General features: G+C 70.2%; 15 protein-coding genes and 2 pseudogenes. 11 read left to right on the top strand and 6 right to left on the bottom strand.

Going from position 1 to position 14,242, the window contains the following annotated elements:
• The first annotated feature begins 294 nt into the window (after positions 1-294).
• Both ACIBW9_RS37500 and ACIBW9_RS37495 read left to right on the top strand, forming a co-directional pair.
• A complete protein-coding gene (locus ACIBW9_RS37500; protein WP_398961753.1) occupies positions 295-1,104 on the top strand; it encodes an NAD(P)-dependent oxidoreductase in 810 nt (269 codons plus the stop codon).
• A 224-nt stretch (positions 1,105-1,328) separates the two neighbouring features.
• Complete coding sequence (locus tag ACIBW9_RS37495; RefSeq protein WP_398961751.1) at positions 1,329-1,550, top strand: hypothetical protein; 222 nt, start codon at positions 1,329-1,331, stop codon at positions 1,548-1,550.
• An 86-nt stretch (positions 1,551-1,636) separates the two neighbouring features.
• Here ACIBW9_RS37495 and ACIBW9_RS37490 read toward each other — a convergent pair.
• The 3 genes and pseudogenes from ACIBW9_RS37490 to ACIBW9_RS37480 form a co-directional block, all read right to left on the bottom strand.
• A pseudogene (locus ACIBW9_RS37490) lies at positions 1,637-1,828 on the bottom strand (ISAzo13 family transposase); the annotation flags it as partial.
• 472 nt (positions 1,829-2,300) lie between these two features.
• Positions 2,301-3,122: a hypothetical protein gene (locus ACIBW9_RS37485; protein ID WP_398961748.1), complete on the bottom strand. Its 822-nt coding sequence runs from the start codon at positions 3,120-3,122 to the stop codon at positions 2,301-2,303.
• Positions 3,123-3,181: 59 nt separating this feature from the next.
• Positions 3,182-4,006, bottom strand: coding sequence for an alpha/beta fold hydrolase (locus ACIBW9_RS37480; protein ID WP_398961785.1), 825 nt, complete (start codon positions 4,004-4,006; stop codon positions 3,182-3,184).
• 170 nt (positions 4,007-4,176) lie between these two features.
• Between ACIBW9_RS37480 and ACIBW9_RS37475 the strand changes: the two genes are divergently transcribed.
• From ACIBW9_RS37475 to ACIBW9_RS37455, 5 genes and pseudogenes are all read left to right on the top strand, one after another.
• The gene (locus ACIBW9_RS37475) at positions 4,177-5,376 is read left to right on the top strand and encodes an acetyl-CoA C-acyltransferase (RefSeq protein WP_398961745.1); all 1,200 of its coding nucleotides are present in this window, start codon (positions 4,177-4,179) and stop codon (positions 5,374-5,376) included.
• Positions 5,376-6,002, top strand: coding sequence for an HAD family hydrolase (locus ACIBW9_RS37470; protein ID WP_398961743.1), 627 nt, complete (start codon positions 5,376-5,378; stop codon positions 6,000-6,002). The genes ACIBW9_RS37475 and ACIBW9_RS37470 overlap by 1 nt, the downstream gene beginning before the upstream one ends.
• Positions 6,003-6,100: 98 nt before the next feature.
• Positions 6,101-6,793, top strand: a complete 693-nt coding sequence (locus ACIBW9_RS37465; protein WP_398961741.1) for a TetR/AcrR family transcriptional regulator — start codon at positions 6,101-6,103, stop codon at positions 6,791-6,793.
• A 142-nt stretch (positions 6,794-6,935) separates the two neighbouring features.
• Positions 6,936-7,193, top strand: a pseudogene (locus ACIBW9_RS37460) (SDR family NAD(P)-dependent oxidoreductase); the annotation flags it as partial.
• A 94-nt stretch (positions 7,194-7,287) separates the two neighbouring features.
• Complete coding sequence (locus ACIBW9_RS37455) at positions 7,288-7,773, top strand: SDR family oxidoreductase (protein WP_398961782.1); 486 nt, start codon at positions 7,288-7,290, stop codon at positions 7,771-7,773.
• A gap of 21 nt (positions 7,774-7,794) precedes the next feature.
• On the opposite strand, the gene ACIBW9_RS37450 is transcribed toward ACIBW9_RS37455, so the two are convergent.
• The 3 genes from ACIBW9_RS37450 to ACIBW9_RS37440 are packed head-to-tail and all read right to left on the bottom strand — an operon-like array spanning position 7,795 to position 10,430.
• Entirely contained in the window at positions 7,795-8,442 is a 648-nt protein-coding gene (locus ACIBW9_RS37450; RefSeq protein ID WP_398961738.1) for a dihydrofolate reductase family protein, read from the bottom strand.
• A gap of 27 nt (positions 8,443-8,469) precedes the next feature.
• Positions 8,470-9,138 carry a TetR/AcrR family transcriptional regulator gene (locus ACIBW9_RS37445; RefSeq protein WP_398961735.1) on the bottom strand — a complete coding sequence of 223 codons (669 nt, stop codon included), beginning with the start codon at positions 9,136-9,138 and terminating at the stop codon, positions 8,470-8,472.
• Positions 9,135-10,430: a PucR family transcriptional regulator gene (locus ACIBW9_RS37440; protein WP_398961732.1), complete on the bottom strand. Its 1,296-nt coding sequence runs from the start codon at positions 10,428-10,430 to the stop codon at positions 9,135-9,137. The genes ACIBW9_RS37445 and ACIBW9_RS37440 overlap by 4 nt, the downstream gene beginning before the upstream one ends.
• A 188-nt stretch (positions 10,431-10,618) precedes the next feature.
• On the opposite strand from ACIBW9_RS37440, the gene ACIBW9_RS37435 reads away from it, so the two are divergent.
• Genes ACIBW9_RS37435 through ACIBW9_RS37420 form a run of 4 tightly spaced genes read left to right on the top strand, consistent with a single transcriptional unit; the run spans position 10,619 to position 14,239 of the window.
• Positions 10,619-11,377 (top strand): ABC transporter ATP-binding protein, encoded by a 759-nt coding sequence (locus tag ACIBW9_RS37435; protein ID WP_398961729.1) that lies wholly within the window; start codon positions 10,619-10,621, stop codon positions 11,375-11,377.
• Positions 11,374-12,186, top strand: coding sequence for an ABC transporter ATP-binding protein (locus ACIBW9_RS37430; protein WP_398961726.1), 813 nt, complete (start codon positions 11,374-11,376; stop codon positions 12,184-12,186). Before ACIBW9_RS37435 ends, ACIBW9_RS37430 begins: the two co-directional genes overlap by 4 nt.
• A gap of 5 nt (positions 12,187-12,191) precedes the next feature.
• Entirely contained in the window at positions 12,192-13,073 is an 882-nt protein-coding gene (locus tag ACIBW9_RS37425; RefSeq protein WP_398961723.1) for a branched-chain amino acid ABC transporter permease, read from the top strand.
• Complete coding sequence (locus ACIBW9_RS37420; RefSeq protein ID WP_398961720.1) at positions 13,070-14,239, top strand: branched-chain amino acid ABC transporter permease; 1,170 nt, start codon at positions 13,070-13,072, stop codon at positions 14,237-14,239. The genes ACIBW9_RS37425 and ACIBW9_RS37420 overlap by 4 nt, the downstream gene beginning before the upstream one ends.
• Positions 14,240-14,242 lie beyond the last annotated feature (3 nt).

The following is a 14,242-nucleotide window of genomic DNA, read 5'->3' as shown; positions in this document are numbered from 1 at the left end:
GTCCCAACGCAGCCCGTAATCGGTTCACTTCATGCGTGTCCACACACCCAACATGCTCTTGATCAGCGAAAACGCATAGACCTAACGAAGCACTAATAGAATGACCGCAGTGTTCCCGGGAGATCCATAGTGTCTCCAAGCGAGCGGACGGCGGCGGTCTTTCGGGTGCGTCGGAGGGAAACGACAGACATACGCCTGCCATGGCGGTGATTCCTTGCCCTCGCGCATAGCCGTCGTCGGTGCGGGCCGAATGGGACACCCCTGTGTGGACGCTTCGTTTCGGCGGGCCACACGGTGACCGTTTCCGGTCTCCGTCCCGAACGCGAAGAAGCGGTGCGCTCGTTGGGCGCGAACTGGGCGTACTCTGTCACGACCGCCGCAGCCGGGGCGGATGTACTGGTCACCGTGGTTCCTGGACCCGATGAGGCTGCGGCAGCTCTTCCGGATGCCGTGTTCGCCGCCCTGGCCCCTGGGGCGGTGTGGATCGACATGACGAGCAACGCCCCCGCAGCCGCACGGGAGTTGCGGGAACGAGCCGGCGCTCACGGCGTCGATGTCCTCGAAGCGCCCATGGGCGGCAGTCCGGACGACGCCGAACACGGGCGCCTGCGGCTCTTCGTGGGCAGTTCCGCTGAAGTCCTCGACCGGTGCAGGCCGCTGTTGGAGCCGGTGGCGACATCGGACGGGATCCGCCACATGGGCGGCCCGGGAACCGGCTACACGACGAAACTCCTCATCGACCTCCTCTGGTTCGGGCAGGCCACGGAAACCGCCGAGGCCCTGCTGCTCGGACGCCGAGCGGGCATCGACCTCGCCACCCTGCGCGACACGCTGGCCGACAGCGCCGCGGGCAGCGACTTCATCCGCCGGGACCTGCCGGCTCTGTTCGCCGGGGACTACCTTCGCTCCTACGGCCTCGACCGCATCCACGACCAGCTCAAGGTCATCACCCGGGAGGCCCGAGACCTCGGCACCCCACACGAGATGGCCGACACGGTATTGCGCCTCCACCGGCTGGCCCTGGAGCGCTTCGGACCTGTGGATGGCGAACTCCTTGCCGTAGCCCTCTTGGAGGAGGCCGCCGGTACTCTGCTGCGCCCCTGACCGGTCCGGTACCGGGTTCGGCCCTGATGACCGCTCGGGCCAGGGCGGCAGCAGTGGTTCGATCCGCGCCCACAAGCCGTCGTCCACGACCCCAGGGGTCACGGATCCCTCACCGTCCCGCCAGGCGCGCGGATGCTGTGACGGCTTGGGAGGACCGATTGCGGGCGGATGACTGGCCCCTCAGGCTCGAACTGCCAGGAACACGACACAAGGGCCGGATAGCCGTGCAGGACGGTCTACGCCCGCTGGGCGGGACCGTCGACCCCCGTGACTGGTCGCGCCCCGGTGTCGCCTCGATCGTCGCCACCGTGAGACGGGAACTGCGCCCCGGCGGCATCGTCCTCATGCACGACGGCGGCAACCGCAGCCAGACCGTGGCGGCCCTGCGTGAACTGCTCCCCTGGATGACCCGGCAGGGCTACAGGTTCAGCCCTCCCGCAAGCTGACGTAGCGGCCTCATTCCGACACACCCGGGACCCGACGAGGTCTTCCTGGACACCTCCACGGTCTGCGCCGCGACGCACCGCCCAGCCCAGCCCAGGGAGCCGGGCGGCAGGTGACACACCGTGATCTCAAGGCCGGTCTGGGCAGCGAGGTCGGCGAGCTGGGTCTTCCAGCCGCGGGTGCGGTAGCCGTTGGAGCCCCCGCCGTCGGTGCAGTTCGGCTTCAAGTTCGCCTCCCCGAACCGCCGCGGCTTTCCGCCGCGCTTCCAGAACCGCCCCATCGACGGCATCCGCCACCCCCCCACAACATCTCGACCGGCAACGAGTCGAGACTTCCGCGGCAGCTGCATCCCTGTCTGACCAGCGGAATCCGCACATGAGGTTCGGAAAGAGAACGACCTCTAGGCCACGGGCATCCCCCAATGGATCGTTCCGTTAGGTGGTTGGTCCTCGCCCCGGGATCAAAGTTGATCTACGCCCGTAGCAGTTCGGAATCCGGCATCGAGACCGGCACCTACACCGGATACCAGGACCGGTCCGTGCAGCTGCGGTTCCGCAAGAAGGGCAGCACCACTTACACCACGCTGAAGACCATGCACCAGCGGGAGCAACGGAGCGCTGACGACCACCGCCGAGGCCAGGACCGACGGCTACTTCCGCTTCGTCTTCCCCGGCACCCCCACCACCGGCCCGGCCACGGCAACCGGGGACTACGTCGACGTCACGTGAGGGTGCCGGGCGGACAAGGCCGGGTCAGCCGAGCTTGAGAAGACCGGCTTCGAGGACGGCTCGTCCGAAGGAGCCGGCGAGTTCGGCGAGACGCTCGCAGTCGGCGTCACCCAGGGCGGCGTAGGCGGGAAGGGCCAGACGGTCGGTGCGGTCCTCGATGTGCCGGCGCAGGGTGACGCCCTCCGCACTGAGGGAGTCGCCGGTGAGGAGGCCCCGCTCACGGAGGCTCTCCTGGGTGCCGGCCCACTCCTCCTCGGGCCATGCGCGGCTCATCTTGAGGAAGTCGACGGGAACCTCACCCGTGGCGGCGTGCAGCACGAGGGCTTCCAGGCCCCCGACGCCCTCGCTCAGCAGGCACGCCACATGGCCGTCGCCACGGAACTCCCGGAGCAGCGTCTGGGCGTGCCACAGTCGCAGCACCGGCTCCTCCGGCCAGGGCAGGGCGGCGTGCGCGGCGAAGAGCGGGCGGCCCTGAGCGTGTTCGCGGGCCGCCTCGGCGGCCCGCCGGGTCAGCGCCAGGACCTCGTCCAGCTCGGGCAGTTCATGGATTCCCGCCCGCCGCAGGGCTTCGCCGGCGGCGGCGTACCGGGCGTCCAGCACCTGCTGCGGCGTCGTCGCGTCCCAGGCGCCGTCGAGTGCCTGCCGTACGAGACCGGGGTTGAAGTTGTAGAAGGTCGAGATGACCAGCTCGGCGGAGGCCCGGCCGAACGCGGCGCTCCGCGAGGTGAAGTAGCCTGCGCGTCCGCTCAGTCCGAGGTCGGCGTACCGTCGCCTCGCCTCGGGGACGAAGTAGATCATGCCGTGCACGGGCTCGAGTCCGCGCCAGGCCGCACGCGCTGTCCTCACGGGTCACCTCTTCGGAGAGTCGGCCAACGGGGTGTTCGCTGTGGTTCCGTACGGGGGTACTAGCCGTGCGTTCGCAGGTGTTCGAGCAGCAGACGGTTCAGCGCGTCGGGTGCCTCCTCGGGGACCCAGTGGCTGACGCCCTGGAGGGTCTCGAAGCGGTACGGCCCCTCGACCCACCGCCCGGTCCCGTGTGCCGGCGCCGGGCCGAACGCCCTGTCGTTCGTGCTCCAGACGTACAGCGTGGGCACCTCGATCGTGCCGATCCTGCCGTCGGGGCGGCCTGCCCGGTACCAGTTCAGCGCGGCGGTGAGAGCGCCCGGCCGGGACAGGTGCCGTAGGGAGGCCTCGACACTGTCCTGCGGGACCTTCCCGGCGTAGAGGGCGCGAAGCAGTTGGGCATCGTGGGCCAGCATGCGCTCCTCGGTCGCTGGCGTCTCGCGCCAGTCGATCATGTAGTGCGAGCGCTCACGCTGGTCCTCGTCGGTGCGCAGGGCGGTGGTCAGGGCTCCGGGATGCGGTGTCGAGACAACCGTGAGGGTGCGTACGCGGCCGGGATGGGCGTCCGCGGTCCACCAGGCCACCGCGCCGCCCCAGTCGTGGCCGACCAGGTCGAACGTCGGCCACCCCAGTTCCTCCGTGATCGCGACCACGTCGTCGACGAGAAGGCTCATGCGATAGTCCTCGGCCCGCTCGGGGCGGACGCCGGGGGAGTAGCCGCGCTGGTCGGGCGCCACCACCCGGTAGCCCTGCGCGGCCAACGCCGCGATCTGCCGTTCCCAGGCCAGCCCCGTCTGTGGGAAGCCGTGCAGCAACAGCACCGGCCGGCCCTCCGGTGGGCCCGCCTCGATCGCGTCGAAGACGCCCGCACTGGTGGAGATGCTCAGCCCGGTCACGACCCACCCTTTCGTACCGACTGGTCGGTAGCCTCCAGGTGCGGAGGCGGACTGTCAAGGCCGCGGGCGCGCCTGCTTCCTGGCGGAAGCAGGACGCTATTGAACTTGACGCCGGATTCAACTATAACGTGGCGTCGGACCACCAGGGACAGTGAGGCGACATGAGGGAAGCAGTCATCGTTTCGACGGCACGGACGCCGATCGGAAAGGCGTACCGCGGCGCGTTCAACGACACCCAGACGCAGGAACTCGCCGCCCATGCCCTGGCTCACGCCGTACGGCGTGCCGGGCTCGAGGGAGGCGAGGTCGAGGACGTGCTCTTCGGCTGCGCCGCGCAGCAGGGCGCATCCGGTTTCAACGTCGCGCGCCAGGCCGTTCTCCGCGCCGGGCTCCCGGACACCGTGTCGGGGATGACGATCGACCGGCAGTGCTCGTCGGGCCTGATGGCCATCGCGACGGCCGCAAAGCAGATCGTCGCCGACGGTATGCAGGTCACGGTGGGCGGTGGCGTCGAGTCGATCTCCCTCGTGCAGAACGAGCACATGAACACCCACCGCATGACGGATCCCTGGCTGGTCGAGCGCAAGCCGAGCATCTACCTGCCGATGCTGCAGACAGCGGAGATCGTCGCCGAACGCTACGGCGTGAGCCGGGAACGCCAGGACGAGTTCGCGCTGCTGTCGCAGCAGCGCACCGCGGCGGCACAGGAGGCCGGCCGGTTCGACCAGGAGATCGTCGCCGTCGACAGCGTCAAGAAGGTGCTCGACAAGCAGTCGGGGGAGGTGCGGCACGAGAAGGTCACCCTGACCCGGGACGAGGGCAACCGCGCGTCGACGACGCTCGAAGGCCTGGCCGGCCTGGCACCGGTGCTGCCCGACGGCCAGGTGAGCGCGCGGTCCAGCGTGACGGCGGGCAACTCCTCGCAGCTCTCGGACGGGGCTTCGGCGTCGGTGCTGATGGAGTCCAGGCAGGCCGAGCGCCGCGGACTGGAACCGCTGGGCGTCTACCGGGGCATGGCCGTCGCCGGTTGCGGCCCGGACGAGATGGGAATCGGGCCGGTGTTCGCCATCCCGAAGCTGCTGAAGCAGCACAACCTCACCGTCGACGACATCGGCCTGTGGGAGCTCAACGAGGCGTTCGCCTCCCAGGCGTTGTACTGCCGCGACGAACTGCACATCGACCCCGAGCGGTTCAACGTCAACGGCGGCGCGATCTCGGTCGGTCACCCGTACGGAATGACCGGTGCCCGACTGGTGGGACACGCCCTCGTCGAGGGCAGGCGCCGCGGGGTCCGGTACGTGGTGATCTCGATGTGTGTCGGCGGCGGAATGGGTGCGGCCGGACTGTTCGAGGTCGCCTGATGGAGAAGACCAGAACCGCGGTCCTGGTCGACTTCGGCGGGGTCATCACCTCCAGCGTGCTGCAGGCGTTCACCGACTTCGGGGCCTCCCTCGGCGGCGATCCGCACCTGCCGTTGGAGCTCCTCAGCCGGGACCAACCGTCACGCGCCCTGCTCTCCGACCACGAGTGCGGCCGTATCGACGCCGAAGCCTTCGAGCGAGGATTCGCCGAACGTCTCCGGGCTCACGGTGCCGACGTCCAAGCCGAGGGACTCACCGCCCGCATGCAAGCGGGCATGTCGATCGACCAGGACATGCTCGCCCTGCTCGGCGATCTCCGAGCCGCCGGGCATCCCGTCGCGCTGGTGTCCAATTCCTTCGGTACCGGTACCTATGAGGGTGTCGATCTGGCCTCGCTCGCCGACGTGGTCGTCATCTCCGCCATGGTCGGGATCCGCAAACCCTCCCGGCGGATCTACGCGATCGCCTGTGAACGTCTCTGCGTCGACCCGGAGGAGGCGGTCATGATCGACGACCTGCAGCAGAACCTCGACGGGGCGGCACGGATCGGAATCGGCGGCGTACTGCACACCAGCGCCGCCGACACCCGCCGTCAGCTCGCCGAACGCTTCGGGATCGGCGCCTGATCGATCGACCGATCGGGGCTGGATGTGCCCCTTCTTCGACCTTCTGCGGACGGACGCGGTTTGTGACTATGGCGTCGGATTCAAGTAAAGTTCCCGCGATGGACACCACCGCGCCCGAGGAGATCGACGGCGAGCAGCCGCCCCCCATGGCGCCCCTGTCGCACCTTCGCGAGCCGCCCACGACGAAGCGCGGAGCGCGGACGCGGGCCGCTCTGGTGAAGGCCGCGCGGAAGGTGTTCGAACGGGACGGCTACCTCGACACCCGCCTGACCGACATCACCAAAGAGGCGCAGTGCGCGGCGGGGTCGTTCTACACCTACTTCGCGGGCAAGGAAGAGGTGCTCGCCGCCGTCCTCCTGGAGGCGCAGGAGGACATGCTGCACCCCGGTATGGCCCGGGTGGAGGATGCCGACGACCCCTATGCGGTGCTCGAGGCGAGCAATCGCGCGTATCTCCAGGCGTACAAGCGCAACGCGAAGCTGATGGCGCTGCTCGAGCAAGTGGCGCAGGTCGAACCGGAGTTCCGTACATTCCGGAGCCGGCGCGCCGACGCGTTCATCCGCCGCAATGCCCGCGGTATCGCCGACCTGCAGGCGCGGGGTGTCGCAGACCGGGGCGTCGATCCGATGCTGGCCTCCCGTGCGCTGTCGGGCATGGTCAGCGTCATGGCCTACAACGCCTTCGTGCTCGGTGAGCGCGAGGAAGACGGCACGCCGGCGGACTTCGAGGAGCTCGTGTCCACGGTCAGCCGGCTCTGGGCGAACGCGCTGCGGTTCCCTGACCACCGCTGACCCGGCAGCCTGAGCCGGGGCGATGCCCCTCACCACCCCCTGTGTGGGGTGACGTACGCCCAACTGTTGAACTTGACGTCGGATTCAACTATACAGTTCGGACGGGCGGTGCACGGTCCCACCATCTCGGAGAGGGTTCGCTGTGAACGTTGCTCGAAGAGTCGCCATCGTCACCGGTGGTGCCGGCGGTATCGGCAGCGCGCTGGTCGCGCGGCTCGCTCGCGAGGGTGCCCGGGTCGTCGTCACGGACCTCGACGCGGACAGCGCGCGGGCGGTGTCGGACAGGGTCAACGCCGACCATCCGGGGAGCACTGTCAGCGCCGGCGCGGCGGACGCCGCCGCGGCCCAGGTCGGCGGCACAGCGGTCGGCGTCGGGGCCCACGCGGTCGACGAGGAGGCGGCCCTGCGCTGTGTCGAGCTGACGCTCGAACGGTTCGGCAGTCTGGACATCCTCGTCAACAAACGCGGGGACCAATCCGGCCTTCGGGCCCGTCATCGACCAGGACCACGGCCGGTTCGCCAAGACCTTCGACGTGAACCTGTGGGCTCCCGTCCTGTGGACGGGCCTGGCCACCCGGGCCTGGATGGGCGAGCACGGAGGCGCGTTCGTCAACACGGCATCGGTCGGCGGCATGGCCGTCGAGGCGAACATCGGCCTCTACGACGCGTCGAAGGCCGCACTGATCCATCTCACCAGGCAACTGGCCCTGGAACTCTCACCGAAGGTCCGCGTCAACGCGGTGGCACCCGGCGTGGTGCGCACCAAGCTGGCCGAGGCCCTGTGGAAGGAGCACGAGCAGGCCGTCTCCGCCTCGACGGCACTGGGGGGTATCGGGGAGCCCGCCGACATCGCCTCGGCGGTCGCCTTTCTCGTCTCGGACGCGGCGAGTTGGATCACAGGCGAGACGATGGTGATCGACGGCGGTCAACTCCTGGGTGACGCTGCCTCGTTCAGGCAAGGCGCCGGTATCGGCATCTGAGGCGTGTTGCACACAGGCGGTTCAGAGACCTGCGCGGCTGAACGTCACATGCGTGACCCCGCTGGGCGAGGAGGTGGCCTCGACCCGGTAGTCCTTCTCGACGCTCTCCAGTCCGTCCCAGAGGCGTACGCCCCGGCCGAGCAGGATCGGGACCACCACCACGTGCAGCTGGTCGATGAGCCCGGCGGCGAGGAAGTCACGGACCACGGTGGGCCCCCCGCCGATGCGTACGTCCTGGCCGCCCGCGGCCTCGCGAGCCGTCTCCAGCGCCTCGGCGGGCGACGTGTCGAGAAAGTGGAACGTCGTGCCGCCCTCCATCTCGATCGACGGGCGCGGGTGGTGGGTGAGGACGAAGGTAGGGGTGTGGAAGGGCGGGTTGGGCCCCCACCACCCCTTCCACTCCTTGTCGTCGTGCCATCCGGGGTAGCCGAATTTCCCCGCCCCCATGATCTCGGCGCCGATCCCGGGCGCGAACTGCCGCGCGAAGGCGTCGTCGAGGCCGCCGGAACCGCCGGACCCGCCGGTCATCTCGTGCCACCACCGGGTGGCGAACATCCATTGATGGAGCCTTTCGCCGGCGTGGCCGAACGGCGCTTCCCGGCTCAGACCCTCACCGGTGCCGAAGCCGTCGAGCGAGATGGCGAAGTTGTGGACGCGGGCGAGTGACATGGCTGGCGACTCCTCTTCTTCTGCTGGTCACGGGCCGGGCGGTGCCGACAGATGGATCAGGATGCCGCACACCTCGTCCACTATCTCCCGGGCCTCCGTCTCATCCCGGCAATCGCCCAGCTCGCGCGCCGCCCCGCCGATGACGGTGGTCAGTACGCTCACCCGGACCCGGCCGGCGCGTCGTCGCTCGTCCACCTCCAGCAGCCGGGCGTTGCGCCGTACCCATGCGCGGTCCCACTGGCGGCGCAGCGCGTCGAAGCCGGCGGGGCCGTCGTCCTCCACGAGGAGCATGCCGAGCCTGCGATTGTCCCAGGCGCCCTCCAGATACGCCCTGGTTCCCGCCACGAACAGAGCGATGGGGTCGTCCACACCACGGCCGCGCTCGGCGGCCAGCGTGGCCGCGGTCCTGCGCTCCTGTTCCTCCCGGAACTCCTCCCACAGGGCGAGGTAGAGCCCTCGCTTGCCGCCGTAGTGCTGGAAGAGGCTGCCCACCGGGATGCCGGAGCGCGCCGCGATCTCGGTGAGGCCGGCGTCGGTGTAACCGCGCTCGGTGAACACCTCCAGCGCGGCGTCCAGCAGCGCACGCCGGACCGTTCCGTTCTGCTCCGCGTGCCCCTGCGGCAGGGCCGACTCTCCCTGCTCGCCCGGCAGTTGATGTGCCGCCTCGGTTCCGGCGGACTCCACGATGCCGCTCACCGGCCCTCCTCACCTTCCCTGGCGCCGTCGCGGATGGCGAGGGCGACCAGTAGTTCCAGCAGGTCGGCGATCCGGCGCGGATTGCGGCCGGTGCGTTCCTCGATCCGGCGCAACCGGTAGTGCGCCGTGTTGTGATGCACCCGCAGCCGGTCGGCGGCCAGCCGCAGATTGAGGTCGGCCTCCGCGAAGGCCCGAATGGTGGCGGCCAGGGTGTCGCCCCGCCTGCGGTCCTCCTCCAGCAGCACCCGCACCCGCGGATCGACCAGCTGACGGGCCAGGTCGTCGGCCCGCAGCGCGAGGTAGTCGAACGGGGAAAGCCGCGGCAGCGCAGCCACCCCGCCTCCGCTCGGTACCAGGTCGAGGGCTGCCCGCGCCTCCTCGTACGCGCGCCGCAGTTCACACGCGCCCTGCGCGACCGTACTGATCCCCATGGAGAGCATGGTCCCGCCGCGCGCGAGCCGCTGCTGCACGGCCTCGAAGTGGGCGCATATGTCGTCCGGGGTCATGCCGGCCCGGACCACGGGCACGGCCACCACCTCTTCGTGGCGTACGACGACCAGGGTCCGGCCCGCCCACGGCCCGGCCACGCTCATCGACGCGGTGGTGGCATACCCGTGCTCGGCCGACGTGAGGTCCCCGGTGCGGGTGTCGCCCACACACACCGCCACGACCGCCATCATCGGCGAGTGCGGCCCGATGCCGTACGCCTGCGCGGCGGCGGACAGCGGACCGCGCGTCGGTGCCACGCCGGCCAGGAGCTGGTCAAGAAGGTCCCGGCGCTCCCGGTCGGCGTCCGCCACCACGTGCTGCTGGTACTCGACGTAGGCCTGCGCGGCATGGGTGCTGGCGTAGTCGACGTACCGCATCAGCGGGGTCACCAGGGACAGCGCGGCCTGCTGGGCCTCGGCGGACGTGCCCGCGCAGTCCAGCAACGCGTCCCACAGCACCTGCCGGCCGACCCGGAAGGCACTGATCCAGTCCTCCAGCGCGAACCCGGCCCGTGCCCGCCGCATGGCCGCGGCGCGGCTGAAGACCAGGTCCTCGGGGGCGATACCGCGATCCCCGGCCAGCGCCGCCAACTGCATCCGGTAGTGCTCGAGCACCTGCTCCCGTACGTCCGCGAAGAAGCGTTCGTCCTGCAGTGCGTACGACGGGATCTCCGCACGCATCACCCCCACGGCGGTGTCCGCCACCTCCTCGACCCGGTCGTGGACGGCGTGCAGGATCCGCCACCGCTCCCGGCGGAGCGGTTCGGAAAGCTGGGGAGCGCCCAGGGCGGGCCCGTGAGGCATGGCGCCGATCGTCGCCTCCTGCCTCGTGCTCCGTCAACAGGCCCGGCGTGAGACATGAAGCGTTCTCTGTGCGCGGCGCACAGTCCGATGTCCGGGAAGTTGGGTGCTCGCACCCAATGTGCGCCCCGAACGCCCCCACCTACTGTGACGCTCGCCCACCCCCCAGCACGTCGGAAGGGGCGTCACTCATGCTCGCGGTCGACGGTATCAGCGTGCGTTTCGGCGGGATCACGGCCCTGGACGGTGTCGCGTTCACCGTCGAGCCGGGCACCGCCGTAGGTCTCATCGGTCCGAACGGAGCCGGCAAGACCACCTTGTTCAACTGCCTCACCAGGCGCTGCACCCCCGAGGGGGGAGACGTGCGGTTCGAGGGCGAGGACCTGCTGGCCCTCCCCCCGCACGCCGTGGCCGGGTGCGGCATCGCCCGCACCTTCCAGAACCTGGGTCTGTTCCCGCGGCTCACGGTCCGGGAGAACGTCATGGTCGGCGCCCACAGCCGGGGGCACACCGGCCACCTCGCCGCGGCGCTCCGGCTGCCCCGCGTCCGGCGGGAGGAGAGGGAACTACGTGATCAGGCGGACGACCTGCTACGGCAGCTCGGTCTGGCGGACGTCGCCGACCACCCCGCCGCCGGGCTGCCGTTCGGCACGCTCAAACGCGTCGAACTCGCCCGGGCCCTCGCCGTACGGCCCCGGCTGCTGCTGCTCGACGAACCCGTCAACGGGCTCAGCCACGGCGAGGTCGGCGAGTTCGCGGATCTGGTCCGGTCGGTGCGCGAGGAGTTCGACCTCACGCTCGTGGTGGTCGAACACCACATGGGCTTCGTGATGGGCCTGTGCGACAAGGTGGTCTGCCTCGACTTCGGCCGCAAGATCGCCGAGGGCACGCCGGAGGAGATCCAGCGCGATCCGGCGGTCGTCGAGGCGTACCTGGGAGTCGCCGCATGAGCGAGCCCACCACCACCGAGACCATGCAGCCGGATGTCCCGACCGCGGAACCGGACTTCCTGAAGGTGTCCGGCCTGCACGCCGGATACGGCCAGGCCCGCGTCCTCCAGGGCCTCGACTTCTCCGTCGCCCGCGGCGAGGTCTGCGCGATCCTCGGACCCAACGGCGCGGGCAAGACCACGACACTGCGGGCGCTGAGCGGCATGGTCCGCGGCCGCGGCTCGGTCACCCTGAACGGCACGGAACTGCTGGGCCGTTCGCCCGAACAGGCCGCCCGGCTCGGCGTGGCGCATGTGCCCGAGGGGCGGGGCACCTTCAACGAGCTGACCGTCGAGGAGAACCTGCGCCTCGGCGCCCACCTGCGCACCGGCTCCCCATGGCGGAGCCGCGCCGAGCGGGCGGCCGTGGCGGCCGACCTGGACCGGATCTACAGCCACTTTCCCAAACTGCGCCAACGCTCGCGGCAGGCCGCCGGCAGCCTCAGCGGCGGCGAGCAGCAGATGCTCGCCATCGGCAGGGCCCTGATGCTGCGGCCCTCGCTGCTGCTCCTCGACGAGCCGTCCCTGGGCCTTGCGCCACTGGTCACCCGTGAGCTGTTCGAAATCGTCCGTGCCGTCAACGAGGAGGAACGCACCACCGTGGTCGTCGTCGAGCAGAACGCCCAGCTCGCGCTGGACATCGCGCACCGGGCGCACGTACTGGAGGCCGGCCGCCTGGTGCTGTCCGGGCCGGCCCAGCAGATCCGCGAGGACGGGCAGGTCGCCGAGGTCTATCTCGGTGTCTCCCTCGGCTCCCGCAAGGCCGGGTGAGCGCCGTGACCGACTTTCTCCAGCAGCTGGTGGAAGGACTGGGCTCCGGCGCGGTGTACGCCAGCCTGGCTCTGGCCCTCGTACTGATCCACCGGTTCACGGGCATCGTCAATTTCGCGCAGGGCGAGCTGGCCATGCTCTCCACGTATGTCGCCTGGCAGTTGGTGGCATCCGGAATGCCGTTCTGGCTGGCGCTGCCGGTCACCCTCGCGGTGTCGTTCGCCGGCGGCATGCTGGTCGAGCGGATCGTCATCCGCCCCGTGCAGGGCGCGCCCGAGCTGACCGTGGTCATCGTCACCGTCGGCCTGTTCATCTTCGTCAACGCGCTGGCCGGCCTCATCTGGTCGTTCACCGTCAAGGACTTCCCGCAGCAGTTCCCCGACGGCGGGCTCGACCTGGCCGGAGTACGCGTGGACTGGTCGACGCTCGGGATCCTCGGTGTGGTGGCCGTCGTGATGGGCCTGCTGTATCTGCTGTTCCAGCACACCTCCATCGGCCTGCTGATGCGGGCCGTCGCCTGCAATCCGGCCTCCGCACGGCTGTCGGGCATCCGGGTGGGCCGGGTCCTGATGCTCGGCTGGGGGCTGGCCGCGACGGTCGGCGCCGTGTCGGGCGTGCTCGTCGCCCCCCTGCTGTTCCTGGAGCCCAACATGATGGGCGGGGTGCTGATCTACGCCTTCGCCGCGGCCACCCTGGGAGGCTTCGACAGCCCCGTGGGCGCGGTCGTCGGCGGCCTGTTCGTGGGCGTCGCCGAGACGCTGACCGGGGCGTACGTCGATGTGGTCGGTGCCGATCTGAAGGTGGGCGTACCCCTCGTGATCATTCTGGCGGTGCTGCTGGTGCGGCCCCAGGGCCTGTTCGGACGGGCGGCGGTGGAGCGCGCATGAGCACCCTCACCACGGCACTCGGCACCGACCGAGCCCGGCGGCTGCGAGCCGCCCTCACCGCGCCGCTCGCGGTGGCGGTCGCCTGCGGCGCACCGTTCTACTTCGCCCCGTTCCAGGTCTTCCAGCTGACCATGGTGCTGCTGTACGCCGTCGCGCTGGCCGGGCTGAACCTGCTGGTCGGCTTCGGCGGGCAGATCTCGCTCGGGCACGGCGCGTTCTTCGCGGCGGGGGCCTACTCGGCGGCGGTCATGCTCGACCGGTACGACACCGGCCACCTGGCCACGCTTCCGGTCGCGGCCGCCGGATGCTTCCTGCTGGGCCTCGGGTTCGGAGTGCCCGCGCTGCGGCTGCGCGGGCTGTATCTGGCCCTGGTCACCCTCTCCTTCGCGGTGTTCCTGCCGCCCCTGCTCAAACGGCTCGAACCGGTGACCGGCGGCTCCATGGGCCTGACCGTGGACAAGCTGCAGCCACCCGCGTGGAGCGGTCTCGCCGAGGACCAGTGGATGTACTTCGTCGTCCTCACCGTCGCCGGGGTGGCCCTGCTGCTCGCCCGCAACCTGCTGCGCTCCCGGGTCGGCCGGGCCCTGCTCGCCGTACGGGACAACGAGAGCGCCGCCGAGGTCTTGGGCGTACGGCTGTCGCTGCACAAGACGCTCGCCTTCGCGTGGAGCGCGATGTTCGCGGGGGTCGCCGGGTGTCTGTACACCTGGGTGATCGGCTTCGTCTCGCCCGACTCCTTCAGCTTCGTGCTGTCCATCACCCTGCTGGCCGGCCTGGTGGTCGGGGGGCTCGGGTCGCTGTACGGGCCCCTGCTGGGCGCGGCGTTCGTGATGTACGTGCCGAGCGTCTCCCAGGACCTCAGCGAGGCCGCGCCGGGAGTGGTGTTCGGCCTGCTGATCATCACGGTGATGTTCGTCGCCCCGACGGGACTGGCCGGTCTGCCGGGCCGTGTCCTGGGCGCCATAGCCCGCCGCCTGCCCCGTACCGCAGCCACTTCCACTTCCACTGCCACCGCCGTCGACCGGACGCCGGAGAACGAATCCGCGCCCGATCCGGAGCCGAACTCGCAGGCCGAAACCCGACCCTCCGCGCCCCTCACCCCTGCGGACCCCGCAGTAGCCGACGCCGAACCCGTGGGCGCCCCGCCCCGCACGGAAAAGGACTGATCA

The organism is Streptomyces sp. NPDC049541 (assembly GCF_044465725.1).
In the GTDB taxonomy this organism is placed as follows: domain Bacteria; phylum Actinomycetota; class Actinomycetes; order Streptomycetales; family Streptomycetaceae; genus Streptomyces.
The sequence above is the reverse complement of the archived record's forward strand: the minus strand, read 5'-3'. Positions and strand labels throughout refer to the sequence as shown.

Excerpts from the sequence above, each read along its gene's own strand:
- ACIBW9_RS37475 (WP_398961745.1), top strand. The coding sequence starts at position 4,177 with ATGAGGGAAGCAGTCATCGTTTCGACGGCACGGACGCCGATCGGAAAG.
- ACIBW9_RS37470 (WP_398961743.1), top strand. The coding sequence starts at position 5,376 with ATGGAGAAGACCAGAACCGCGGTCCTGGTCGACTTCGGCGGGGTCATC.
- ACIBW9_RS37465 (WP_398961741.1), top strand. The coding sequence starts at position 6,101 with ATGGACACCACCGCGCCCGAGGAGATCGACGGCGAGCAGCCGCCCCCC.
- ACIBW9_RS37450 (WP_398961738.1), bottom strand. The coding sequence starts at position 8,442 with ATGTCACTCGCCCGCGTCCACAACTTCGCCATCTCGCTCGACGGCTTC.
- ACIBW9_RS37440 (WP_398961732.1), bottom strand. The coding sequence starts at position 10,430 with ATGCCTCACGGGCCCGCCCTGGGCGCTCCCCAGCTTTCCGAACCGCTC.
- ACIBW9_RS37435 (WP_398961729.1), top strand. The coding sequence starts at position 10,619 with ATGCTCGCGGTCGACGGTATCAGCGTGCGTTTCGGCGGGATCACGGCC.
- ACIBW9_RS37430 (WP_398961726.1), top strand. The coding sequence starts at position 11,374 with ATGAGCGAGCCCACCACCACCGAGACCATGCAGCCGGATGTCCCGACC.
- ACIBW9_RS37420 (WP_398961720.1), top strand. The coding sequence starts at position 13,070 with ATGAGCACCCTCACCACGGCACTCGGCACCGACCGAGCCCGGCGGCTG.